Origin of the sequence: Faecalibacter rhinopitheci (assembly GCF_015234135.1) — a bacterium.
GTDB classification, from domain to species: Bacteria; Bacteroidota; Bacteroidia; order Flavobacteriales; family Weeksellaceae; genus Empedobacter; species Empedobacter rhinopitheci.
Map to the genome: position 1 here is coordinate 248,222 of NZ_JADGIK010000002.1, position 24,032 is coordinate 272,253.

Annotated in this window: 24 protein-coding genes and 1 other RNA gene; 12 read left to right on the plus strand and 13 right to left on the minus strand. The window is 31.1% G+C overall.

What is annotated here, in order from left to right; translation table 11 throughout:
• Window positions 1-7 precede the first annotated feature (7 nt).
• The 4 genes from IM532_RS03935 (at window position 8) to IM532_RS03950 (ending at window position 3,720) form a co-directional block, all read left to right on the plus strand.
• Window positions 8-247, plus strand: coding sequence for a hypothetical protein (locus IM532_RS03935; RefSeq protein WP_194182142.1), 240 nt, complete (start codon window positions 8-10; stop codon window positions 245-247).
• Between the two features lie 129 nt (window positions 248-376).
• A complete protein-coding gene (locus IM532_RS03940; protein ID WP_194182143.1) occupies window positions 377-1,222 on the plus strand; it encodes a transketolase in 846 nt (281 codons plus the stop codon).
• A 29-nt stretch (window positions 1,223-1,251) separates the two neighbouring features.
• The gene (locus IM532_RS03945) at window positions 1,252-2,715 is read left to right on the plus strand and encodes a hypothetical protein (RefSeq protein ID WP_194182144.1); all 1,464 of its coding nucleotides are present in this window, start codon (window positions 1,252-1,254) and stop codon (window positions 2,713-2,715) included.
• Window positions 2,716-2,775: 60 nt separating this feature from the next.
• Window positions 2,776-3,720, plus strand: coding sequence for a transketolase family protein (locus tag IM532_RS03950; protein ID WP_194182145.1), 945 nt, complete (start codon window positions 2,776-2,778; stop codon window positions 3,718-3,720).
• 334 nt (window positions 3,721-4,054) lie between these two features.
• Here IM532_RS03950 and rnpB read toward each other — a convergent pair.
• The 3 genes from rnpB to IM532_RS03965 form a co-directional block, all read right to left on the minus strand.
• An RNA gene (gene rnpB, locus IM532_RS03955) (RNase P RNA component class A) lies at window positions 4,055-4,365 on the minus strand.
• An 88-nt stretch (window positions 4,366-4,453) separates the two neighbouring features.
• Entirely contained in the window at window positions 4,454-6,985 is a 2,532-nt protein-coding gene (locus tag IM532_RS03960) for an ATP-dependent Clp protease ATP-binding subunit (protein WP_194182146.1), read from the minus strand.
• Window positions 6,986-7,098: 113 nt separating this feature from the next.
• On the minus strand, window positions 7,099-7,749 hold the full coding sequence (locus IM532_RS03965; RefSeq protein WP_194182147.1) for an NRDE family protein: 651 nt from the start codon (window positions 7,747-7,749) through the stop codon (window positions 7,099-7,101).
• Between the two features lie 47 nt (window positions 7,750-7,796).
• Here IM532_RS03965 and IM532_RS03970 point away from each other — a divergent pair, with 47 nt between their 5' ends.
• From IM532_RS03970 to IM532_RS03980, 3 genes are all read left to right on the plus strand, one after another.
• Window positions 7,797-8,285 carry a hypothetical protein gene (locus IM532_RS03970; protein ID WP_194182148.1) on the plus strand — a complete coding sequence of 163 codons (489 nt, stop codon included), beginning with the start codon at window positions 7,797-7,799 and terminating at the stop codon, window positions 8,283-8,285.
• A complete protein-coding gene (locus IM532_RS03975; protein ID WP_194182149.1) occupies window positions 8,282-9,271 on the plus strand; it encodes a hypothetical protein in 990 nt (329 codons plus the stop codon). The genes IM532_RS03970 and IM532_RS03975 overlap by 4 nt, the downstream gene beginning before the upstream one ends.
• A gap of 62 nt (window positions 9,272-9,333) precedes the next feature.
• Window positions 9,334-10,128 (plus strand): rhomboid family intramembrane serine protease, encoded by a 795-nt coding sequence (locus IM532_RS03980; RefSeq protein WP_228063646.1) that lies wholly within the window; start codon window positions 9,334-9,336, stop codon window positions 10,126-10,128.
• 20 nt (window positions 10,129-10,148) lie between these two features.
• On the opposite strand, the gene IM532_RS03985 is transcribed toward IM532_RS03980, so the two are convergent.
• From IM532_RS03985 to obgE, 3 genes are all read right to left on the minus strand, one after another.
• Window positions 10,149-10,556 carry a hypothetical protein gene (locus IM532_RS03985; RefSeq protein WP_194182151.1) on the minus strand — a complete coding sequence of 136 codons (408 nt, stop codon included), beginning with the start codon at window positions 10,554-10,556 and terminating at the stop codon, window positions 10,149-10,151.
• 130 nt (window positions 10,557-10,686) lie between these two features.
• On the minus strand, window positions 10,687-11,007 hold the full coding sequence (locus IM532_RS03990; protein ID WP_194182152.1) for a YbaB/EbfC family nucleoid-associated protein: 321 nt from the start codon (window positions 11,005-11,007) through the stop codon (window positions 10,687-10,689).
• Window positions 11,008-11,026: 19 nt separating this feature from the next.
• Window positions 11,027-12,013 carry a GTPase ObgE gene (obgE, locus tag IM532_RS03995; protein WP_194182153.1) on the minus strand — a complete coding sequence of 329 codons (987 nt, stop codon included), beginning with the start codon at window positions 12,011-12,013 and terminating at the stop codon, window positions 11,027-11,029.
• 95 nt (window positions 12,014-12,108) lie between these two features.
• Here obgE and IM532_RS04000 point away from each other — a divergent pair, with 95 nt between their 5' ends.
• Window positions 12,109-13,137: a quinone-dependent dihydroorotate dehydrogenase gene (locus IM532_RS04000; protein WP_194182154.1), complete on the plus strand. Its 1,029-nt coding sequence runs from the start codon at window positions 12,109-12,111 to the stop codon at window positions 13,135-13,137.
• A 66-nt stretch (window positions 13,138-13,203) separates the two neighbouring features.
• Here the strand turns inward: IM532_RS04000 and IM532_RS13690 are convergent, their stop codons facing one another.
• The 4 genes from IM532_RS13690 to kdsA form a co-directional block, all read right to left on the minus strand.
• Complete coding sequence (locus IM532_RS13690) at window positions 13,204-13,788, minus strand: adenylate kinase (RefSeq protein WP_228063647.1); 585 nt, start codon at window positions 13,786-13,788, stop codon at window positions 13,204-13,206.
• Between the two features lie 6 nt (window positions 13,789-13,794).
• On the minus strand, window positions 13,795-14,331 hold the full coding sequence (gene hpt, locus IM532_RS13695; RefSeq protein ID WP_228063648.1) for a hypoxanthine phosphoribosyltransferase: 537 nt from the start codon (window positions 14,329-14,331) through the stop codon (window positions 13,795-13,797).
• A 58-nt stretch (window positions 14,332-14,389) separates the two neighbouring features.
• Window positions 14,390-15,751, minus strand: a complete 1,362-nt coding sequence (gene hemN, locus IM532_RS04010) for an oxygen-independent coproporphyrinogen III oxidase (RefSeq protein WP_194182155.1) — start codon at window positions 15,749-15,751, stop codon at window positions 14,390-14,392.
• A gap of 96 nt (window positions 15,752-15,847) precedes the next feature.
• Window positions 15,848-16,657, minus strand: coding sequence for a 3-deoxy-8-phosphooctulonate synthase (kdsA, locus tag IM532_RS04015; protein WP_194182156.1), 810 nt, complete (start codon window positions 16,655-16,657; stop codon window positions 15,848-15,850).
• A 75-nt stretch (window positions 16,658-16,732) separates the two neighbouring features.
• Between kdsA and IM532_RS04020 the strand changes: the two genes are divergently transcribed.
• Entirely contained in the window at window positions 16,733-16,966 is a 234-nt protein-coding gene (locus tag IM532_RS04020; protein ID WP_194182157.1) for a YgjV family protein, read from the plus strand.
• A 12-nt stretch (window positions 16,967-16,978) separates the two neighbouring features.
• On the plus strand, window positions 16,979-18,100 hold the full coding sequence (locus IM532_RS04025) for a glycosyltransferase (protein WP_194182158.1): 1,122 nt from the start codon (window positions 16,979-16,981) through the stop codon (window positions 18,098-18,100).
• A gap of 82 nt (window positions 18,101-18,182) precedes the next feature.
• Here the strand turns inward: IM532_RS04025 and IM532_RS04030 are convergent, their stop codons facing one another.
• The gene (locus tag IM532_RS04030) at window positions 18,183-18,878 is read right to left on the minus strand and encodes a cell division ATP-binding protein FtsE (RefSeq protein WP_194182159.1); all 696 of its coding nucleotides are present in this window, start codon (window positions 18,876-18,878) and stop codon (window positions 18,183-18,185) included.
• Window positions 18,879-18,963: 85 nt separating this feature from the next.
• Window positions 18,964-19,122, minus strand: coding sequence for a 50S ribosomal protein L34 (rpmH, locus tag IM532_RS04035; RefSeq protein ID WP_194182160.1), 159 nt, complete (start codon window positions 19,120-19,122; stop codon window positions 18,964-18,966).
• Between the two features lie 274 nt (window positions 19,123-19,396).
• Between rpmH and gyrA the strand changes: the two genes are divergently transcribed.
• Both gyrA and IM532_RS04045 read left to right on the plus strand, forming a co-directional pair.
• Window positions 19,397-21,976: a DNA gyrase subunit A gene (gene gyrA, locus IM532_RS04040; RefSeq protein WP_194182161.1), complete on the plus strand. Its 2,580-nt coding sequence runs from the start codon at window positions 19,397-19,399 to the stop codon at window positions 21,974-21,976.
• A 2-nt stretch (window positions 21,977-21,978) separates the two neighbouring features.
• A complete protein-coding gene (locus tag IM532_RS04045; protein WP_194182162.1) occupies window positions 21,979-23,181 on the plus strand; it encodes a tetratricopeptide repeat protein in 1,203 nt (400 codons plus the stop codon).
• Window positions 23,182-23,246: 65 nt separating this feature from the next.
• Here the strand turns inward: IM532_RS04045 and surE are convergent, their stop codons facing one another.
• On the minus strand, window positions 23,247-24,011 hold the full coding sequence (gene surE, locus IM532_RS04050) for a 5'/3'-nucleotidase SurE (RefSeq protein WP_194182163.1): 765 nt from the start codon (window positions 24,009-24,011) through the stop codon (window positions 23,247-23,249).
• Between the last annotated feature and the right edge of the window lie 21 nt (window positions 24,012-24,032).

Below are 24,032 nucleotides of genomic sequence, written 5' to 3' on the forward strand. Positions count from 1 at the left end.
ATATAAAATGGAGAAGAAATTAAAACTAATATGGGATTTTCATGGACCTGATGCTTTACCAACTGCTAAACATCACGAAATCCATTTGAAACAGTTTATCGAAAGAGATCAACTTGCAAATAATATTACAGGTTACAATTCAACTGAGGATATGCATGCAATAGCTTGGATGGTTGTGAACGAATCTGAGATGATTCCTGTACGAGATGCACTAAAACCTCATAGAGGTGAATGGTATAATGATTAAAAAAATAGCTCAATGGAGAATCTTCCAATTGAGCTATTTTTTTATTAAAATTTAAGTATTCATTATCGTTTATCATTTTACAACCCATAAAAAATAACTTATTTTTGTATAAATTTTTATAAAACAAACATGACACTTCAAGAACTTCAAACACAAGTACAACAAACAAGAAGAGACATTTTAAGAATGGTTCATACAGTAAATAGTGGTCACCCAGGTGGTTCATTAGGTTGTGCAGAATTTTTAGCTGCACTTTACGGTAATGTAATGGAACATTCTACAGATTTCTCAATGGACGGGAAAGGTGAAGATTTATTCTTCTTATCGAATGGACATATTTCTCCTGTATTTTACAGCACATTAGCTAGAAGTGGATATTTCCCAATAGAAGAATTAAATACATTTCGTAAATTAAATACACGTTTACAAGGTCATCCTACAACACACGAAGGCTTACCTGGAATTCGTGTAGCTTCTGGTTCTTTAGGTCAAGGATTATCAGTTGCAATTGGTGCCGCATTAGCTAAAAAATTAAATAACGACGATAAATTAGTTTACACACTACATGGTGATGGTGAATTACAAGAAGGTCAGATTTGGGAAGCTTTAATGTATGCAGCTGGTAAAAATGTAGATAATATTATCGCCACAATCGATTATAATGGACGCCAAATTGATGGTGATACTGACCACGTATTACCTTTAGGTAACTTAAAAGCTAAATTTGAAGCTTTTGGATGGGTCGTTTTAGATGAGCCAAAAGGAAATGATTTAGAAGCTATTTTAGCTGTATTAGCGCAAGCTAAATCTTTAACAGGACAAGGAAAACCAGTAGCTATATTACTACATACTGAAATGGGTAATGGAGTAGATTATATGATGGGAACTCATGCATGGCATGGTAAAGCTCCATCAGATGAGCAATTAGCCTTAGCATTAGATCAAAATCAAGTTACTGATTTATTAGATTACTAAATCCAACTTAAAAACTACATACCTACTATATGAAAAAATTATTTTATTCACTATTTGCCTTATGTTCTTTGACTTTATCAGCTCAGGACAAAACATTCTCTTTTGATAAAAAAGTTAATTACGAAATAAAAGTTCCCGAAGAATATCTTACTTTTTTAAGTCTAGAAAATTTAAATATTAATTTTTATTCCGGCAAAGAGGGATTATTAGGACATTCAGAAGGTGCTTTATCATTTTATGGATTTAACACAACTGGATTTTTTACAACAAATAATAAATTCTTTGATGTTAAAGTTAATTCATTAGAAAATATACTTTCAATAGATTTTCCTCAATATTATTACAATGGTTTAGAACAAATGAATCAACCCTATAATGATAATTTTTTCGGGAAAATACAGAGTTTCAAAAAACTAAATACTACTGAAAATTATAACGGTTATACATGTAATAATTTTGAATTTGAAGTTTTAGAGAATGATGAACTTAAAACAAATACGGTTTGTATTGATGAAAAGAATACCATAAATAATGCTAAGTTTTTAATACCAAATCAAAAAGTAAATGGATTAATTGTAAAATTAGTTGATCATAGTTCAAATGGTTTATTCATTAAATCTGTTAATAATTCTAGCTTAAAAGTTACATTCGATGAAAAGAAATCCATAGAGGATTATAATCAAGAATTAGCTAAGCTAAAAGCAGAATATGAATCAAATTATACCAATGAAATTGTAGACTCAGTTGCAACTAATGTTGAAGATTATCTTCTAGATAATAGATATGATGATCCTATTTTAGCTTATTACAATTATGCAAATTCTGATAATGAGAAGGTTAATAGTGCATTTAATACAATTGTTACATTACCTTATTCTATAATGCAACAAGATAGCGATTATGATAATGAATTTGATTATGATCGATTAAAAGCATTAAAAACTTCTGAAGCGTCTACAAAACAAATTGTAAAACAATTCAGTAAAAATGGGCTAATAAATAAAAGTGAGGCAAAAGAATTAAATAATATTTTCAAAAAATTATACAAAGACGCAAAAGATTTTAAACTAATAAAAGGGCAAAATTTAAGTGATTTAAATAATGAAGCAATGTATATTGCCGATAGTGCTGCCGTAAGTTTTGAAGATTACATTTTTGATGAATATTCTTCTCAATATAAGGCGATAGATATTAAGGATATTAGTCTAGCAATAGACAATGAAACTTCAGAAAGTTTCCTGAAGATGGCTCCAAAGCATTGTCAAGATTTAAAAAAAAATGTTCCTGCATTTTCTGACAAGAATTTGAAAAATTTAGTTTACAACTATGTGGGGCAAGTTTGTGATTTATATATTTATCATAGTGGTAATGTAGGTTTAGTAAGTACAATTGATGCGCTAAGAAAAAGCGTGTTAGAAATCTATATGAAATACGATTCTATAAGTAAAGAAGATAAGGAAAAATTAAAAATTTATCTTGATTCTTTAGACTAATAGAATATTCTAAAATTAAAACGTAAGGATTTTTATAATCCTCTAAAAAAACAAAATACAATGATCGATTTAACATATACAGAAAAAAAAGATACACGAAGCGGATTTGGAGATGGTTTAACTGAGTTAGGGAGAACAAATCCTAATGTAATTGCACTATGTGCTGATTTAATTGGTTCTTTAAAAATGGACCAATTTATCAAAGAAAATCCTGAACGTTTTTTCCAAATAGGAATTGCAGAAGCTAATATGATGGGAATTGCTGCCGGTTTAACTATTGGTGGTAAAATTCCTTTTGCTGGTACTTTTGCAGAATTCGCAACAGCTCGCGTTTACGATCAAATTCGTCAATCTATTGCTTACTCTAATAAAAATGTAAAAATTGCAGCTTCTCACGCAGGTTTAACTCTAGGTGAAGATGGTGCAACACACCAAACATTAGAAGATATTGGATTAATGAAAATGTTACCTGGAATGGTAGTTATAAATCCATGTGATTATAATCAAACTAAAGCTGCAACAATAGCAGCTGCAGAATATGAAGGGCCTGTTTACTTACGTTTCGGACGTCCTGCAGTACCTGTATTTACTCCTGCTGATCAAAAATTTGAAATTGGTAAAGGTATTTTGATGAACGAAGGTACAGATGTAACTATTGTGGCTACTGGACATTTAGTTTGGGAATCATTAGTAGCTGCAGCAGAATTAGAGAAAGAAGGAATTTCTTGTGAAGTAATTAATATTCATACGATCAAACCTTTAGATGAAGAAATTATCCTTAATTCTGTAAAGAAAACAGGTAAAATTGTAACTGCAGAAGAACATAATATCTTGGGAGGATTAGGAGAATCTGTAGCACGAGTTTTAGCACAAAAATGTCCAACACCACAAGCATTTGTTGCTGTTAATGACACTTTTGGTGAATCTGGAACTCCAGCTGAATTAATGGCTAAATATGAGATCGATTCTAAAGCTGTGATAGCTAAAGTAAAATCGCTTTTATAATAATATAAGTTATACAAATTAAAAAAGGCACTCAATATTGAGTGCCTTTTTTAATTTGGTTTAGATTAGTTAGGGTTATAAGTTGTTAGTGGTACAAAGATGTAACATTACCTCACATTAAACAATACCTATATTTAGGTAAATTAGTTTAAATGTTTAAAACCGTTTTTTTATCTATAAATATACTTTTAGTGAAAGATTTTAGATTATCCTAAAAAATATAATTTTACCAAATATTTAAATATTAGTGTTAATTAATACTAATTTATAAAAATAAATTAACAATTAAAGTAATAATTATTTAAAAAATGATTTTTTATTAAAAGAAGTTTAAAAAAAAAGCAAGCCGATAAGCCGGATTCTGTCATTACATAAATGCAATGCTTTGTCATTTATCTAGGACTTGAATTACTCCAAGTCTCGAGCTGCCTACCCCCCAACAACGAACGAGAAGCCCTTAACTGTTGGTATACATGGCATTTCACCGCATAGAGTTTACCTGGTTTCACTACAGCCGAACTGTACATACTTTCTGTTGCACTTGTCCTCATCTCACGATGGACGGGTGTTACCCGCTATGCTTTCTCTATGGTGTCCAGACTTTCCTCTCCGAAATAAATTCGCAGCGACAAAGTGGCTTGCTTTCCACAAATGTATGATAAATAAATACGAATAAAGAAGCCCGTAAACATTTTTTTTACGGGCTTTTTCTATTTTATTGAAAACAAAAGGCTTACTGTTCCTTTTCTTCTATTTTACCTTTTACAGTTATCTTAACACCATCTTTTGCCTCATTTACATCTAAGATCAAGTGGTCTCCTTCAGTAATTTCTGCATTAATAATTTCTTCAGCCATCGGATCTTCAATATACTTTTGAATTGCGCGCTTTAAAGGACGTGCACCATAATCTTTATCGAATCCTTTTTCTGTAATGAAATCTCTCGCTGCAACTGTCAATTCTAAATGATAATTTAAAGCTTCTAAACGCTCAAATAAGTTAACTAACTCAATATCGATAATTTGAGTAATATGCTCTTTTGTTAGAGAATTAAAGAAAATAATATCATCAATACGATTTAAAAATTCTGGAGCAAATGCACGTTTTAAGGCTGTTTCAATTGTAGATTTAGCTCTTTCATCAGCTGTACTTTGCTTTGCAGTAGTTCCAAAACCAACTCCATCTCCAAAATCTTTTAATTGGCGTGTACCAATGTTAGACGTAAGAATGATGATTGTATTACGGAAATCTACTTTTCTTCCTAAACTATCAGTTACATGTCCATCATCTAATATTTGTAATAAAATATTAAAAACATCTGGATGTGCTTTCTCTATTTCATCTAATAATATCACAGCATAAGGTTTACGTCTAACAGCTTCTGTTAATTGACCACCTTCTTCATAACCAACATAACCAGGAGGCGCTCCTACTAAACGAGAAACCGCAAATTTCTCCATATACTCCGACATATCAATACGGATTAATGCATCTGAAGAATCAAACAATTCCTTAGCTAAAACCTTAGCTAATTGAGTTTTACCAACACCCGTAGTTCCTAGGAAGATAAATGAACCGATTGGTTTGTTAGGATCTTTTAATCCAGCACGATTACGTTGAATTGCTTTCACAACTTTATTAATCGCATCATCTTGACCTACTACTTTACCTTTCATCAACTCATTCATTTGAGCTAATTTTTTTAGTTCTTTTTCAGCTACACGATGCACAGGAACTCCACTCATCATAGAAACAACTTCCGCCACGTTTTCTTCTGATACAGTTTCACGATTTTCTTTAGAAGCTTGCATCCATTCTGCTTGAGAACGTTTTAAGTCAGCTTCTAATTGCTTTTCTGAATCACGTAAACGAGCAGCTTCTTCATATTTTTGAGATTTTACAACTTTAGTTTTTTCTTCTCGAACTTCTTCAAGCTTACTTTCTAAATCTAAAATCTCCTGTGGAACTCTTATATTTTTAATATGAACTCTTGAACCTGCTTCGTCTAAAGCATCAATTGCTTTATCCGGTAAAAAGCGATCTGTAATATAACGTGTTGTTAAACTTACACAAGCTTTTAATGCTTCGTCTGTATAATTTACGTTATGGTGAGATTCATATTTATCTTTAATATTTTTTAAGATCTGTAATGTTTCTTCTGGAGTTGTAGGTTCTACCATTACATTTTGGAAACGACGCACTAATGCACCATCTTTTTCAATGTATTGGCGGTATTCATCTAAAGTTGTAGCTCCAACACATTGTAACTCACCTCTAGCTAAGGCAGGTTTAAACATATTAGATGCATCTAAAGAACCCGTTGCTCCTCCCGCTCCTACAATAGTATGTAACTCATCTATGAATAAAATGATATCATCATTCTTTTCTAATTCATTCATAATTGCTTTCATACGTTCTTCAAACTGACCACGGTATTTAGTACCAGCCACTAATGAAGCTAAATCTAATGTAACTACACGTTTATTGAATAATACGCGAGAAACTTTTCGTTGAACAATACGTAAGGCTAATCCTTCGGCAATTGCAGATTTACCAACTCCTGGTTCCCCAATTAACAATGGATTATTCTTTTTACGACGTGATAAAATTTGAGACACTCGCTCAATTTCTTTTTCACGTCCAACGACAGGATCTAATTTTCCTTCTTGTGCTATTGCTGTAAGATCACGTCCAAAATTATCTAATACTGGAGTTTTACTTTTCGCAGTAGTTTTACTCATTGATGGGCGATCAAAATCACCGGCCATGTCTGATTCTCCATCAAAAGATGGATTTTCGGCACGTGGTGAACTTGTTGAATCATCATCTTGAAATTGAAATTTAAATTCTTCTTTGATTGTATTATAATCAATTTCAAATTTATTCATCAATTTAGTAATTGGATCATTTTCATTTCTAAGAATACATAACAATAAGTGAACTGTATTAACGGTTGGACTTTTAAAAAGTTTTGCTTCTAAAAAAGTCGTTTTCAACGCACGTTCTGCTTGTTTTGTTAAGCTTAGATTTTTTATATAATTAGATGTTGTTGTCTCTTTTGGAGGATTAAGATTCTCAATTTTCTGACGCATTTCCTTAAAGTCTACATTAAGCGCCTCTAAGACAGAAATTGCTTTTCCCTCACCATCGCGAAGAATTCCCAACATAAGGTGCTCTGTACCAATTTGGTCATGCCCTAATCTTAACGCTTCTTCTTTACTGTAAGCGATTACATCTTTTACTTGTTGTGAGAAATTATCGTTCATTCTAAAAACTGTCTTTTAACAATTAAATATTATTTTACTTTATAGCATAAATTGTGCCTATGTCATTAATTTATTATCATACAGATATATAATGACATTTTATACTATAATCATTAAAAAAACGGACAATATTTCATGCTGATTTTTGTTGAGGTTGCAAAAATCTGTGTGATAGAAGTTGTCGCTTTTCCTTTTATAATATCTCCATCTTTCATCATTAGACTATAATGAATCTTCATAATGTTCTCAGGTGATATATTATTAAATTTAGGGAATTTTTTTTCAAACTTCACCATATCATTAAAAGAATATAAGGTTGATGAACATCTGAAAACAAAGTTAACATCACTTAAATCATTACAATTCAACTGTTTTTCATCCCAAAAAAGTAAATAAGTTTTTTTATTTTTTATTTCGTGAACTAAAATTGTAAATGGTGCTATATTAGTAAGATCTTCAGCTTTACAAAACTCTATTACAGAATTATATTTTAAGATATCTAAAAGTAATATTCCTCTACTTTTTTTATAATTAGTTTTGGTTTCTACTGGTTTTTCTTTTCCTCCGTTTAAAATACAAGCAATATAATTTTCACTATAAAATATCCAAGTGCCCTTTTTTTCTTCATCTAAAGGCGCGTAGTATTCATTTCCTTCCCAAAATTTTTGTTCTACACTAGGTGATGCTATACGATGAATACTCTCATCTCGATTATGAGTCAATATAATTTCGTCATTTTGTTTATAAAAACTAATGATACACATTTCTAAAAGGGAATTTATTCAAAAGTAAATTATCTTTGCAAATAATTATGCAAATTCAAGATACAATTCATCAAACTTTACAGTACTTAGAGGATATTCTTCATCAATTAAATGATAATGAATATACAACTTCATTAGGCATCTTAAATGGTGCAACAATTGGGGAGCACGTTCGACACATTGTCGAATTTTTTCAATGCTTAGCACTGGCAGATGATTATATATGCTATGATGAAAGAGAACGAGAAAATAAAATTTCCAATTCAACTTTATATACCATTGATCTAGTAAATGATTTAAAATATAAATTATATGTATTAGATTTTAATCAAATTATAAATTTGAAGCAACTCGTAGGTGAACATATATTATATGTAAAAACTACGATAGGTCGTGAAATTATTTATTGCATTGATCATTCTATTCATCATTTCGCAATTATTAAAATCGCTTTAATTACTGCTTTTCCACAAATTAAGATATCTAATGATTTTGGAATTGCTTACTCTACTTCAAAATACAAAGAGTCCAAATGAAAAATTCATTCATAAAATGGTCTAAATACGAATATTGGCCATTTTGGCTATTTTATGGTCCATTAACACCTTGGTATATATATAAAATTTGTACTGCTGGTGCACCAGCATATTTTTGCACTACAAATCCTGGCCTAAAATGGGGCGGTTTTATGAATTATTCTAAAATTGATATTTTAAATCAAATAGATGAAAACTTCAAACCTAAAACATTTTTCTTTGATTTTTTAAAGGAGGATAAAATTCCTTTACAATTTCCTTTCATTGCAAAACCCGACGAAGGTGAGCGTGGAATCGGTGTAGAATTAATAAGAAATAAAGAAGATTGGTCTGCTTATTTAAAACAAAATAACACTAATTTAATCATTCAAGAATACAATGAATATCCGCTAGAATTTGGAGCTTTCTATGCACGATTACCAAAGGAAACTAATGGAAAAATAATTTCTATGACAGGAAAAGATTTCTTAAAATTTACTGGTGATGGAAAAACAACATTAGATGATTTTATTAAAAAGAATGTTCGGGCAAATTTTCGTAAAGAATATTTGTTTAAACGATATTCTAAAGAATTGGATGAAGTAGTTCCTTCAGGAAAAACAATATTGATAGAACCCATTGGTAATCATAACCGTGGAACAACTTTTCTTGATGCTTCAGACTTAATAACTCCAGCATTAGAAAAACAAATCAATTTGATCGCACAAAAAATAGATGGTTTTTATTACGGACGATTTGATTTGAAAGCAAAATCCATTGAAGATTTGAAAAACGGTAAATTTGTCATTCTTGAAGTGAATGGTACAAATTCAGAAGCTACACATGTTTATGATCCTAAACATAACTTGTTTTTTGCTTATAAAGAGGTATTACGTCACTTAAATTACCAACATAAAATAGCAAAACAAAATCATGAATTAGGTCATGAATTTGTAAAATGGCCACTTCTTGCAAAAGAAATAATTAATAGATTTATTGCAAAATAACCAATTTTGTCAGCTTATTTGGATAGGTATGGTTTATGATTTTATTGCACCAAACCAACTTTATGAAATATCCATTACCGAAAAAAACAATCATAATTCCCTTATTTTTAACTTCTTTAATATGGATTATTTTCTTAATTGAAAATAATAATTTAGGATTAAGAGATTGTTATGGAGTTATACCTAGAACCTTTTACGGATTAAAAGGAATCTTATTTTCACCACTATTTCATTCAGGTTGGTCTCATATCATAAGTAATACTTTTCCCTTATTATTCCTAAGTTTTCTTACACTTTTAATGTACGAGCGATTAGGTTATTATGTAATAGGTTTTGGTTGGATTCTATCGGGTATATTATTGTGGTTGATAGGTAATCCTACTTTTTTGGACGATAGTTTGGGTTGTCATATTGGTGCAAGTGGTATAATTTATATGTTAGCTTCATTTTTATTACTAAGTGGAATAATAAGAAAAGAAAGAGGATTAATGGCTATTTCTGGTATCGTAATTCTTTTATACGGTGGAATGTTTTGGGGTGTAATTCCAGAAGAATTTTTACCTTCTTCCGGTACTGGAAAAAATTCTATTTCTTGGGAAGGACATTTAAGCGGCTTAGCTGTTGGTATTTTCTTCGCATTTTTATTTAGAAATGTAGGTCCACAAAAACAGAAACCATATTGGGAAAATGAAAATTATTATGATCCTCGGGAAGAGGAATTATGGCAACGCTATTTAGATATTACTCATCCAAAAATTGATCAAGACACCGTGCAAGAAATTAGCTTGAAAGAGGGAGAATATCAGCTTAATGATGAGAAAGATGAGTCAATTATCAATAAAAATAATAAAGCTTAAAAGTTATATTAACTGTAAACTTATCTTTTTTTGTACAATAGAAAATCTAATTTTTTAATCTCAACAGGTGTATTGCTTGGTTTAAAAATTTTAGTTCTAAGTGTATCTTTACCTTCTATAAATAGATACATAATTGTAGGTAAATCATTTTTTGTGACTTGATCTAGTTTTTCAATATTTTGAATGGTTTCATGAACATTGAGTTTACTAATTTCATACTCAATCTCATTTTTTTGTATAACAGGCAGATCTAAAATCAAAAGCTGATTTTTTTTGATTTGTTTCTTTAACAATCCTTTATCATATTCTATAACTAAGTATCCGTCTTTGGTCTGCATATATCTAATTACTTTATACGATTTTTGATAATCATCCATAAAACCAAAAATAGTTGCTCCTATCAAAAAAATATTTATTAAAACATTCATATTCATTGCATTAAAACACAAATGTAATTATATTAACATGGAATATAAATACCTAGAAATGAGTAAATTTTTTATATAAAAAAAGACATCATAAATTATGATGTCTTTTTATTTTTTTTAAATAGCTGGATTAAAAAGGCATTCCAGGAATATTAGGTAAATTTTCTTGAGCAGTTTTCTTAGCACGATCAATTGCTTCAGTTTTTACTTGCTCTAAAGCTTTATTCAATGTCATTACTAACATATCTTCTATTTGCTCTTTATCCATCCCCTCAGCTAATACAATATCTTTAACAGTAGCTAATTTAGACATTGTAATTTTTACTGTTCCATCATTAGATGTAGTTGTGAATGTTTCGTTTTCTAACTCATCTTTTAAACCAGAAAATTTTTCTTTAAATGAGCTAACTTTACCCATCATATCCATGATGTTCCCGAAGTTTCCAAACATAATCTTTTTATTTTTTTATTTAGTCAATTAATTTACTCCACAATAAATCTTTCAATTCCGTTAACCCTTGATTGGCTACAGAAGAGATAAATACAGCTTCGATATCTTTTGGTAATTGAGTTTTTATTTCAGCTTTCAATTCATCATCTAACATGTCAGATTTAGTAATTGCTAAAACTTTGGCTTTATCTAAAAGTTCAGGATTATATTTACGTAATTCATTTAATAAAATTTCGTATTCTTTAGCGTAATCTTCTGCATCTGCCGGAACCATAAAAAGTAGGGTAGAATTACGTTCTATATGACGCAAAAAACGGTGTCCTAAACCTTTACCTTCTGCTGCTCCCTCAATAATTCCAGGAATATCTGCCATAATAAATGACTGATGATTACGGTATTCTACGATACCTAAGTTAGGAGTTAATGTTGTGAAAGCATAATCCGCAATTTTTGGTTTAGCAGCTGATAATACAGATAATAATGTTGATTTCCCTGCATTAGGAAATCCAACTAAACCTACATCTGCTAATACTTTTAATTCTAAAGAAATCCAACCTTCTTCTCCTTCCAAACCTGGTTGAGCATAACGTGGCGTTTGGCGAGTTGCAGAACGGAAATGCCAGTTTCCTAAACCTCCTTTACCTCCTTTTTTTATAAAAATTTCCTGTCCATCATGTGTAATTTCTCCAATGATTTCTCCATCTTCATCACGAGCAATTACACCAATCGGAACATTTAAGATAATATCTTCTCCATCCCAACCTGTAGAACGAGATTTACCTCCACGACCTCCATGTTGTGCACGGAAGTGTTTTTTAAATTTGTATTCCAATAAAGTCCAAAGATTTGAATTTCCTCTCAATATGATGTGCCCTCCACGACCACCATCTCCACCATCTGGACCTCCTTTATCGATATATTTTTCGCGATGCAAACTTGCTGAACCCGCTCCACCGTGTCCACTTTTACAATGAATTTTTACGTAGTCAACAAAATTTGATTGCATAATTCTTCTTTATTTAATAATTAGTCTGCAAAAATACGACTTCTTACCTTTATATTAAAATCGAATATTGGATAAACATTACTTATTTTTGCTAAATGTACAAGCACGTAAAAAATATTCTTTTCCAGTTACAACCTGAAGATGCTCATCATTTTGTAACTCGTCAATTAAAAAATTACGCCAATTTCCCTGGTATTGATAAATTATTACAAAAAAAATATTCTATAAACCATCCTTCTTTAGAACGTGAAGTGTTTGGTATTAAGTTTAAAAATCCTGTTGGATTAGCCGCAGGTTTTGATAAAAATGGTGAATATATCCAGGAATTAAGCCGTTTTGGTTTTGGTTTTATAGAAATTGGAACTGTCACTCCAAAGCCACAACCTGGTAATGAATTGCCAAGAATGTTTCGTTTAGTAGAAGATGAAGCTATTATAAATCGTATGGGATTTAATAATAAAGGTGCTGAATATGCTGTAAAACAAATCAGAAAATTACAACATCGCGAGCGTTATATAATTGGTGGTAATATTGGTAAAAATAAAAACACACCAAACGAAGATGCTACGAATGATTATGTATATTGTTTTAATATGCTTTTTGATGAGGTAGACTACTTCGTAGTAAATGTGAGTTCACCAAATACTCCAAATCTGCGAGAATTACAAGAAAAAGAACCATTAATGGATTTGTTATATACTTTACAAAGACATAATGGAATCAAAGAAAACCCTAAGCCAATTTTATTAAAAATAGCACCTGATTTAACAAACGAACAATTAGATGATATTATTGAAATTGTGACTGAAACTAAAATTGCTGGGATAATCGCTACAAATACTACAATCTCTCGTGAGGGCCTTCAATCAGACCCAATGATTGTACAAGAAATGGGAGGTGTAAGTGGAAAACCTTTAAAACAAAGATCAACTGAAGTAATAAAATATCTTTCTAACAAATCAAATAAGGCTTTTCCTATTATTGGTGTAGGTGGAATTCACTCACCTGAAGATGCTGTAGAAAAATTAGATGCTGGTGCAAGTTTAATTCAAATTTATACGGGGTTCATCTATGAAGGCCCCGGATTAGCAAAAGAAATTTGTGAAAAATTAATTCAATACTAGTATTGAATTTATAGATAAAAAAAGCCTCAACTACAGTTGAGGCTTATATTTTATAAAAACTAATTTCTATTTAGCTTGTGCATGATCAATTGCTGCAAATAATTTTTGAGTAATTTCCTCAATAGTACCAATACCATCAATTTCTACCCATTTACCTTGCGCTTTAAAGTGTTCTGCAACTACAGCTGTTTTTTCGTAATATTCTGTAATACGGCTACGGATAATATTTTCATCCACATCATCTGCACGACCAGAAGTTTTTCCACGTTCTAATAAACGTTTCACTAACACCTCATCTTCAACAACTAAAGCAACCGTTATTGTTACTTCTTTATTATATTTTTCGGCTAAAATCTCATCTAATTTCTGAGCTTGTGCAGTTGTTCTAGGATAACCATCAAAGATATAACCATAATCATTAGGATGTTTATCTAAATGATCACTTAACATATTTGTAGTTACTTCATCCGGAACTAACTGCCCCTTATCCATATAAGATTGAGCTAATTTCCCTAGTTCAGTTTCATTTTTTAAATTGAAACGAAATAAATCACCTGTTGAAATTTGTGGAGTTGAATATTTTTCTTCTAGGAATTTTGCTTGAGTTCCTTTTCCGCAACCTGGAGGTCCGAACAATACGATGTTTAGCATTTTAATTTAAGATTTTATTTGATAAATATCCGGTAAATTTCTTCCGTATCCGTCGAAATCTAATCCATATCCAACTACAAATTTATCAGGAATAGAGATACCAACTAAATCTACTTCTAAGTCTTTTTTGTACGCGTCTGGTTTAAATAATAACGTTGCTACTTTCAAAGATTTAACTTTTTTCTCTTGTAATATACGGTGTAATTCTACTAATGTATTACCTGTATCTACAATATCCTCTAAAATAATTACGTGGCGACCTTCCACATTCATTGGTATATCCATTTGAATTTGGATTTTACCTGTTGATTCTGTCCCTTCGTAAGATTTTAATTTTAAGAAAGAAATTTCACAATTTCCTGGATATTGCTTTAAGAAATCGCTCATGAACATCACAACTCCATTTAAAACTCCGATAAAAATTGGCGTCTCATCTTTGTATTCATCATACACTTTGTTCGCCATTTCTTTAATTGCGTGCTCAATTTCTTCAAAAGCAATGTACGGTATAAATTTTTTACCGTGAATTTCTATTTCATTCATTTTTTAAGATATTCAAATATACTATTTTGGATAAAAGTTTCAAAATTTTCGAAACAAATTAAATTGTCATTGAAAAAAGTCTAGTCTCTGGTTCATTTTCCAACATTCGCAAATCAAAAGACATGCAAACATTACGAACATAAGGGCGACCTTCCTCTTTTACTTCAATTCCGTTTTCATTGATGATAATTAAACCATCATCTTCTATTCCCTTCAGCATCGATATGACATTATCGATTCCGTTAAATTTCAAATTATCATCTTCCCATGAAGTCTTTAAATTACACATCAAATTCAGAATATGATGACGTATAATTAAATCCTCCTCTGTTAAGATATGTCCTTTATAAACAGATAATTCTCCTTTATTAATCGAAGCTTCATATTCTTCTACAGTTTTCTCATTTTGTGCAAAACTATACCAAGAATCACTAATTGATGAAACTCCTAGCCCAATCATTACTTGTGTTTTTGATGAAGAATACCCCATAAAATTACGATGTAATGATTTTTGTACCATTGATTGATACATTGTATCATGTTCTAAAGCAAAGTGATCCATTCCAATTTCGAAATAATCCATATCTTCAAACATTTTCTTTCCCGTTTCGTACAATTTGCGCTTTAATTTTGGAGAAGGTAAATCTTCTTCCAAATAACCACGTTGTCCTACTCCTTTTATCCACGGTACGTGGGCATAACTGTAAAAAGAAATTCGATCAGGATTTAGTTCTTTTGTTTTGTTAATCGTTTCAACCATACCAGCTAAGGTTTGGTGAGGCAATCCAAAAACTAAATCATGAGAAATTGATGTGTAACCAATTTCACGAGCTTCTTCTGTTGCTCTTTTTACATTTTGAAAAGGTTGAATACGATTAATAGCATGTTGTACTTTTAAATCATAATCTTGTACACCATAAGAAACACGACGAAAACCTATATCAAATAAAACTTGTAAATGTTCTTTCGTTGTATTATTAGGATGTCCTTCTAAACTAAATTCATGTCCCTGTGCAACGATAGATGTATTAATAATTCCTTCTAATAATCTTCTTAAATTCTCTGGTGAGAAAAATGTAGGAGTTCCTCCTCCTAAATGAATTTCCTTAATAACAGGTTTGGATGGCATGATATCCAAATAGATTTGCCATTCTTTCAGTACTGTTGTAACATAAGGTTCTTCTACACTATGTTGTTTTGTTATTCGTTTATTACATGCACAAAAAGTACATAACGACTCACAAAACGGTAAATGGATATATATTGAGATTCCTTCAGACGTATTACTTTCAATAAATGATTGTTGAAAAGTCTCTATCCATTTTTGCTTCCTAAACCCTGCTTCATCCCAATATGGTACCGTAGGGTAACTGGTATAGCGAGGTCCAGGTATATTATATTTCTGAATTAGATTGTTCATAAGATATAAATCCACACAAACTGAGTTTAAATAAATTTCTCAATGCTCGAAAAAAAATTCAAACATTGAGATAAATTATAAATATTTTATTTTTAATTAGATAACAGCTTGTCTAACTCGAACAAGTTTTTCTAATAATCCTTCTAACAAATCTAATTGAAGCATATTTGCTCCATCACTTTTTGCATTTTTAGGGTCTGGATGAGTTTCAATAAATAAACCATCAGCACCTACAGCAATACCTGCTTTAGCAATTGTTTCTATCAATTCTGGTTTTCCACCTGTTACACCAGATGCTTGATTTGGTTGCTGTAAAGAGTGTGTAACATCTAAAATTACAGGCGCATAGTTTTGCATTACTGGAATTCCGCGGTAATCTACCACTAAATCTCCATAGCCTAACATTGTTCCACGCTCTATGATTACTACATTATTATTACCTGAATCAGTTACTTTCTGAACTGGAAATTGCATTGCTTCTGGTGAAAGAAACTGTCCTTTTTTCAAGGAAACGTGTTTTCCAGTTTTAGCAGCTGCTACAACCAAATCAGTTTGACGAACTAAGAATGCAGGAATTTGTAAAACATCAACATACGCTGCAGCCATTTCGGCATGAAAAGGTTCATGAATATCAGTTGTCGTTGGAACATCAAAAGTTTCACTTACTTTACGTAATATTTTTAAGGCTTTCTCATCTCCAATTCCTGTAAAACTATCAATACGAGAACGATTTGCTTTCTTGAAAGAACCTTTAAAAATATAAGGAATATTCAATTTATCTGTAATTGTAATTACTCGTTCTGCGATTTGCATAGCCATTTCTTCACTCTCTATCGCGCAAGGACCTGCGATCAAAAAGAAATTTGAAGAATCTTTATGTTTGATATTTGATAGGTGCTTAATCATCTTGCAAATTTACACAAAGTTATCGACTATTTTTTATAATTTTGCCTATACTTTATCATTCTTATTTATCTTATTATGGATTTATTATCTAACATTAGCATAGCCGATATTTTTGGCTATATGGCTTCTGTGTTTATAGTAATGGCCTTCTTTTTTTCGGACATTACTAAAATTAGAATTATCAATGCAATTGGTTGCGTTTGTTTTGTCATTTACGCATCAATGATTGATGCATGGCCAGTTTTAATTCCTAATGCAATTTTATTTTTAGTTCAATTTTATTACATTACTTTTAAAAAAGGAAAATAAAACACCTTACAATTGAAAATTTTAGCTGCTGTAATCAATAATATTGAAACTGATCAAAGACTAGATAAAGTATGTAACTCTTTATTAAAGTTTGGATATGATGTAGAATTAATAGGAACAACCTTACGAGGAAAACCTATATTAAATAAACCTTATAAAACGAGTTTTATTCCCATCAAAAATCAAGAAGGCTTCAAATTATATGCAGAGTTTAATTTCAAATTATTTGTAAATCTATTGCTAAAGGCAGATAAAAACACCATTTTACTTGCAAATGATTTAGATAGTTTATTTCCTTATTACTTAGTAAGTAAAATAAAAAATCTGCCTTTAGTATTTGATAGTCACGAGATATACTCTGAACTACCTTCATTACACAATCGTCCAAACACAAAACGCGTTTGGAAAATATTAGAGAAATTTCTTTTACCAAAAATTAAATATTTTTATACCGTAAGTAATGGGTATGCAAATTGGTTTGCAAAAGAATATGGGTCTACTCCTGTTGTAGTCCGAAATGTTCCTCATTTACAAAAATTAAACAACAAAGAATCTTTTATATTTTATCCTTTACCTGAAGTTCCTCCTCATCATAAAATAGTACTTTATCAGGGAGCATTAAATATGAGTAGAGGATTAGAGTATATCATACAAGCAATGCAATATATGGACAATTGCGTATTTTGGATAGCGGGTGATGGACCTCTTAGAAAAAAAATAGAACAATTAGTTTTAGACCTTAAATTATCTCATAAAATTTATTTCTTAGGAAGTGTCTCACCTAAAGTTCTTAAGACTATAACTCCTTTAGCTGAGGTAGGAATAAGTTTAGAACAAGATTTAGGAATAAGTTATAGATATGCTTTACCCAATAAAATTTTTGATTATTTTCAGGCCAGAGTTCCTGTACTTTCTACCTATTTACCGGAAATAAAATCAATTGTTGAAAAATACCAAGTTGGGCGTGTTATTCAGCGTCATGATGCAGAACATATCGCTGAAGAGTTAACTATTATGTTAAAGCAAGGTAAAAAGCATTATCATGATAACTTAACTACAGCTGCCCTTGCATGTTGTTGGGAAAACGAAGAACCAAAATTAAAAACAATCTTTGAACAAATACAAAAGAAATAGTTCCATTATATCTTATATAGAATAAAAAAAAGAGCTTAGTTTAGTAACTAAGCTCTTTTTTTATATAATTATAATCTTTTAATTAAAATTCTATAGAATCAGCATTTACATCTAATACTCTACCTTCTTCACATCGTATCATACGTGCTGGATAACGACGAATAATATCATAGTCATGCGTTGCCATTAACACTGCACAATTATTTTGTTTAGAAACAGAAAGTAATAAATTCATAATCTCATTTGAAGTTTCTGGATCTAAATTTCCTGTAGGCTCATCTGCAAGTATTAATTCTGGATGATTTAGCAAAGCACGTGCAATAGACACACGTTGTTGCTCACCACCTGATAAACGGAAAGGCATCATTTTCTTTTTAGATAACATACCCACTGAATCTAATACCTCATCGATACGAGTTTCAATCGATTTTTTATCTTTCCAACCTGTTGCTTTTAAAACAAATATTAAATTTTGTTCAACTGTACGATCAGTTAATAATTGAAAATCTTGAAATACAATTCCTAAATGACGACGTAAATCTGGAATTTTGCTAGTTTTTAAAGATTTTAAGTCAATCCCTACAACTTTTCCTGTTCCAGTTTTTAAAGGTAAATCTCCATAAAGCACTTTTAATAAACTACTTTTTCCACTACCCGTTTTACCAATTAAATAAACAAATTCCCCTTCTGATAAGGCAATATTTACATCTGATAAAACTAAATGGTTACGTTGATAGATTGAAGACTGAATTACTTCAATTACATTTTTAACTTCCATACAACTCTACGTCTTTTTTTTCAAATGTATAAAAAAAAAGCCTGAAAGAAGAACCTTCAAGCTTAATTTTTATGAATGATAGCAATTATCTTTTAGCTCTTACAGAACTAACAGTTAACGCTTTTCTTCCTTTTTTTCTACGAGCCGCTAATAATCTACGACCGTTTTTAGAAGCCATACGCTCACGGAATCCGTGTTTGTTTCTTTTCTTTCTGTTACTTGGTTGAAATGTTCTCTTACTCATCTTTACAAAGTTTCTAGCCCACTACTCGAATGGGGTTGCAAATATACAGTTAATAAATTAATTCAAAAATCAAAACTAGAAAATTACAAAAATTTTGAATTAACTCAAAACCATCTCTCGTTTTCCTAATTTGTAATTTTCGAAGTGCAAATATAAAAATTATTTCTAGTTAAACAACACTAAATTAAATATAAAATCTATAAATAGGTTACTATTATCACTCTTAATTGTTACTAAAATTTGTATCTTAGCCGTCTTATATAACAAAAGGAATATGACTGAAGGAGAAAAACTGATCCCAATCAACATTGAGGATGAAATGAAATCGGCATATATCGATTACTCGATGTCGGTAATCGTATCTCGTGCCCTTCCAGATGTACGTGATGGTTTGAAACCTGTTCACCGAAGAGTATTATTCGGGATGTATGAATTAGGCGTTTTTTCTAATCGTTCTTATAAAAAATCTGCTCGTATTGTAGGAGAAGTTTTAGGTAAATTTCACCCACATGGTGATAGTTCTGTTTATGATGCGATGGTACGTATGGCTCAACCTTGGTCATTACGTTATATGCTAGTTGACGGACAAGGTAACTACGGTTCTGTAGATGGTGATCCACCAGCTGCAATGCGTTATACTGAGGCTAGACTTCAAAAGATATCAGACGAATTATTAGCTGATTTAGATAAAGAAACTGTCGATTTTCAATTAAATTTCGATGATACAATTCAAGAACCTACAGTTTTACCTACAAAGTTCCCGACATTATTAGTAAATGGTGCTTCTGGAATTGCAGTAGGTATGGCTACTAATATGGCTCCTCATAACTTAACTGAGGTAATTGATGGAACTATTGCATACATTGATAATAAAGATATTACTATTGATGAATTAATTCAATATGTAAAAGCGCCAGATTTCCCTACAGGAGGAACTATTTATGGATATGATGGTGTAAAACAAGCTTTAGAAACTGGTAGAGGACGTGTCGTTTTACGTGCTAAAACACACTTTGAAGAAGTTCATGGTCGTGATTGTATTATTGCAACTGAGATTCCTTACCAAGTGAATAAGGCAGATATGATTACGAAAACTGCTGATTTAATTAAAGATGGTAAATTAGATGGTATTGCTGAGATACGAGACGAATCCGACCGTAAAGGGATGCGTATTGTTTATGTTCTTAAAATGGATGCTGTACCAAACGTAGTTTTAAATAAATTATTTAAATATACACAATTACAATCTTCTTTCTCTGTAAATAACATTGCATTAGTAAATGGTAGACCAGAGCAATTAAATTTAAAAGATTTAATCCATTATTTCGTAGAACATAGACACGAAGTAGTAGTACGTCGTGCAGAATACGACTTAAGAAAAGCTAGAGAGCGTGCGCACATCTTAGAAGGTTACATGAAAGTAATTGGAACACAAGATGATTTAGATCGTGCAATCAAAATTATTCGTGAATCAGCTACACCAGAAGAAGCTCGTAATGGATTAATTGAGGCTTTTGGATTATCTGAAATACAAGCGCGTTCTATTCTTGAATTACGCTTACGTACTTTAACAGGTCTTGAAATTGATAAGATCCGTGCAGAGTATGATGAAATTATGAAAACAATCTTACATTTAGAAGCTATTTTATCTAATGAAGATACTCGTATGCAAATTATTAAAGACGAATTGATTGAGATTCGTACAAAATATGGTGATGAGCGTCGTACAGATATCAACTTCGCAGGTGGAGATTTAAATATGGAGGATTTAATCCCAGACGAAAAAGTTGTATTAACAATTTCTCGTTTAGGTTATATTAAACGTACTCCTTTATCAGAATACCGTAAACAAACTCGTGGAGGTGTTGGTAATAGAGCCGCAACAACACGTGATGAAGATTTCCTAGAATATATGGTCGTTGCCACTAACCACCAATATATGTTATTCTTTACAGAAAAAGGAAAATGTTTCTGGATGCGCGTGTATGAAATTCCTGAAGGTTCTAAAACATCTAAGGGACGTGCAATTCAAAACTTAATCAATATTGATCCAGATGATAAAGTAAAAGCTTATATCCGTACACACGATTTAATGGATGAAGAATATGTTAATAATCATTTCGTAATCATGGTTACAAAAAATGGTATTATCAAGAAAACTTCTTTAGAGGCTTATTCTCGCCCACGTGCAAATGGAATTAACGCAATTACTGTTCGAGAAGGTGATACATTATTAGAAGCTTTATTAACTGACGGGAAATCTCAGATTATGATAGCTTCAAAATACGGAAAAGCTATACGTTTCTACGATGAAAAAGTTCGCCCAATGGGTCGTACAGCTTCTGGTGTTCGTGGAATAAATCTTGGTGAAGAGACAGATAACGAAGTTATTGGAATGATTGTCGTTTCGGACATCGAAAATGAAACTGTTTTAGTGGTTTCAGAAAAAGGTTACGGAAAACGTACATCTATTGAGGATTATCGTGAAACAAATCGTGGTGGTAAAGGTGTAACTACATTAAACATTACAGACAAAACAGGAAAATTAATCGCCATAGAATCAGTTACAGATGATAATGATTTAATGATCATTAATAAATCTGGAGTTGCTATCCGTACAGGACTTAATGATATCCGCATAATGGGTCGTGCTACACAAGGTGTACGATTAATTAACCTAAAAAGCACGGATGCTATTGCAGCTATTGCCAAAGTTGAAGTAGATGTTGAAGATGCTGAAATTGAAGATGAAAACGCTATTACAACTGAAGGAGAAATAACAGAAACACAAGTTGAATTAAATAACGATCCTGTAACTGAAGAAACTTCAGAAGGTGATCAAACAATAGATTAATTATGAAAAAAATCTTATTTAGTTTAGGTTTAGTATTATCATTATCAACTGCCTTTGCACAATCAAATGCAGAAGAATTAAATACAAATCCAACAGCGTTAGCAGAAAAATACAATACAATAGCAAAAGAAAATTTATCAAAAGGTGATATTTCTAAAGCTAGTGAGAGCTTAGCTAAGTTAACAAAATACGAAAACGGTAAAGCATTTCAAGTTCGTAATAAAGACACTAAAAAGGATGAGTTTTACTACTCACAAGCTGATCTAGATGCTGCTACAGCAAACGGAAATTATGCGAAAGCAAAAGAAGTTGTGTTAACTCCCAAATATGGTTTTTTATTACAGTCTCAAGTATCTGAGCTTGCTAATAAAGAATTAGCTGATGCTAATACAGCTTTAGATGCTAAACAATTTGATAAAGCTGCTCAAAATTTTATTAATGTTTATCATTTGGTAGAAGCTTTAGGAACAAAAGAAGAAGTTTATAAATATCAAGCTGCAATTTCTTACTATAATGGAAATAAATTTGATAAATCCTTAGCTATTATAAAAGAATTAGCTAAAAATAATTTTACTGGAGTTTCGGCTAATCAGACTAAAAATTTAAATAGAGATTTATATGTATTAGGTTTAAATTCATTATATAATTTAAAACAATACGATCCTTTATTAGATGAAGCTCTTGCAAAATATCCTACTGATATAGATATTAATACAATTGCTACAAGTATTTACCAAGCTTCTGGACAAGGAGATAAATTAAAATCTAAAATTGAAGAGAACATCAAATTAAATCCATCAGATTATTTAAATTATTATAATTTAGGTGTATTATTAATGGATGATGCATCTCAAGAAGATAAAGCACGTGATTTATTCAAAAAATCTATTGAATTAAATCCTAAGCATATTGAATCTTACAGAAACTTAGTAGCTACATATTTATCAAAGGATAAAGTTTTAGTAGAAAATATTAATAATAACTTAGGAAATTCTAAACAGGAGAAGGCAATTTACAACGAAAATATGGCAAAACGTAAAGCTATATTTGCGGATGTTACTCCTTATTTAGAAAAAATTCATGAGTTAGATCCTTCAGATATTACAATTATCAAAAACTTATCTGCAGCATACAGAACATTAGAAAATACAGCAAAAGAAGATCACTACCGCGCTTTAGAAAAGAAAGTTGCAACAGGGAAATAATATTATTTGCTGCATAATACAAAAAAAGGAGAATCTAATGATTCTCCTTTTTTATTGGAATTAAATTAAAAATTCCAATTTTTTAACTCACTTAAAAAATGATGTGCTGTTAAATCAAAACGAACTGGTACGATAGATATATATCCATTGGCCAAAGCATACTCATCCGTATCGTCACCTTTATCATGATTTACAAATTCTCCACACATCCAATAATACTGTCTTCCACGAGGATCTTCACGTTTATCAAATTTTTCGTCCCATTTAGCATCAGCTTGTCTCACAACTTTTACTCCTTTTATTTCCCCTTTAGGTACATCCGGAATATTTACGTTTAAAACAATACCTTTTGGAAGCTTATTTTCCAAAACTTCTTTAATAATTGATTTGATTTCCGTTTCTGCAACTGTAAAGTCAGCATTATAATCAAAATTATCTAAAGAAAAACCTATTGCTGGAATACCTTCTATACCCGCTTCTACAGCAGCTGACATTGTTCCCGAGTAAATTACATTAATTGAAGAATTAGATCCATGATTTATCCCAGAAATGCACAAATCAGGCTTACGCGGTAAGATATGAGCCACTGCAAGTTTTACACAATCTACAGGTGTACCTGAGCAAGAAAACTCTTTCACTTCACTTTGAGAAACTATTTCATTACAAAAAATTGCTTTATTTAAAGTAACAGCATGTCCCATTCCACTTTGAGGACTATCTGGAGCAACAACATACACTTCTCCAAACTCTTTTGCCATATTAATCAAATTACGAATTCCAGGAGCTGTAATTCCATCGTCATTTGTGATTAAAATTAATGGTCTTTCCATAATTATTCTTAATTTTAGATT

Excerpts from the sequence above, each read along its gene's own strand:
- IM532_RS03970 (WP_194182148.1), top strand. The coding sequence starts at position 7,797 with ATGCAAATTCAAGATACAATTCATCAAACTTTACAGTACTTAGAGGAT.
- IM532_RS03985 (WP_194182151.1), bottom strand. The coding sequence starts at position 10,556 with ATGAATGTTTTAATAAATATTTTTTTGATAGGAGCAACTATTTTTGGT.
- kdsA (WP_194182156.1), bottom strand. The coding sequence starts at position 16,657 with ATGATTAAGCACCTATCAAATATCAAACATAAAGATTCTTCAAATTTC.
- IM532_RS03940 (WP_194182143.1), top strand. The coding sequence starts at position 377 with ATGACACTTCAAGAACTTCAAACACAAGTACAACAAACAAGAAGAGAC.
- IM532_RS03960 (WP_194182146.1), bottom strand. The coding sequence starts at position 6,985 with ATGAACGATAATTTCTCACAACAAGTAAAAGATGTAATCGCTTACAGT.
- surE (WP_194182163.1), bottom strand. The coding sequence starts at position 24,011 with ATGGAAAGACCATTAATTTTAATCACAAATGACGATGGAATTACAGCT.
- rpmH (WP_194182160.1), bottom strand. The coding sequence starts at position 19,122 with ATGAGTAAGAGAACATTTCAACCAAGTAACAGAAAGAAAAGAAACAAA.
- IM532_RS03990 (WP_194182152.1), bottom strand. The coding sequence starts at position 11,007 with ATGTTTGGAAACTTCGGGAACATCATGGATATGATGGGTAAAGTTAGC.
- IM532_RS03980 (WP_228063646.1), top strand. The coding sequence starts at position 9,334 with ATGAAATATCCATTACCGAAAAAAACAATCATAATTCCCTTATTTTTA.
- hpt (WP_228063648.1), bottom strand. The coding sequence starts at position 14,331 with ATGAATGAAATAGAAATTCACGGTAAAAAATTTATACCGTACATTGCT.
- IM532_RS04030 (WP_194182159.1), bottom strand. The coding sequence starts at position 18,878 with ATGGAAGTTAAAAATGTAATTGAAGTAATTCAGTCTTCAATCTATCAA.
- IM532_RS03950 (WP_194182145.1), top strand. The coding sequence starts at position 2,776 with ATGATCGATTTAACATATACAGAAAAAAAAGATACACGAAGCGGATTT.
- IM532_RS03965 (WP_194182147.1), bottom strand. The coding sequence starts at position 7,749 with ATGTGTATCATTAGTTTTTATAAACAAAATGACGAAATTATATTGACT.
- obgE (WP_194182153.1), bottom strand. The coding sequence starts at position 12,013 with ATGCAATCAAATTTTGTTGACTACGTAAAAATTCATTGTAAAAGTGGA.
- gyrA (WP_194182161.1), top strand. The coding sequence starts at position 19,397 with ATGACTGAAGGAGAAAAACTGATCCCAATCAACATTGAGGATGAAATG.
- IM532_RS04020 (WP_194182157.1), top strand. The coding sequence starts at position 16,733 with ATGGATTTATTATCTAACATTAGCATAGCCGATATTTTTGGCTATATG.
- IM532_RS03945 (WP_194182144.1), top strand. The coding sequence starts at position 1,252 with ATGAAAAAATTATTTTATTCACTATTTGCCTTATGTTCTTTGACTTTA.
- IM532_RS04000 (WP_194182154.1), top strand. The coding sequence starts at position 12,109 with ATGTACAAGCACGTAAAAAATATTCTTTTCCAGTTACAACCTGAAGAT.
- IM532_RS03975 (WP_194182149.1), top strand. The coding sequence starts at position 8,282 with ATGAAAAATTCATTCATAAAATGGTCTAAATACGAATATTGGCCATTT.
- IM532_RS13690 (WP_228063647.1), bottom strand. The coding sequence starts at position 13,788 with ATGCTAAACATCGTATTGTTCGGACCTCCAGGTTGCGGAAAAGGAACT.
- hemN (WP_194182155.1), bottom strand. The coding sequence starts at position 15,751 with ATGAACAATCTAATTCAGAAATATAATATACCTGGACCTCGCTATACC.
- IM532_RS03935 (WP_194182142.1), top strand. The coding sequence starts at position 8 with ATGGAGAAGAAATTAAAACTAATATGGGATTTTCATGGACCTGATGCT.
- IM532_RS04045 (WP_194182162.1), top strand. The coding sequence starts at position 21,979 with ATGAAAAAAATCTTATTTAGTTTAGGTTTAGTATTATCATTATCAACT.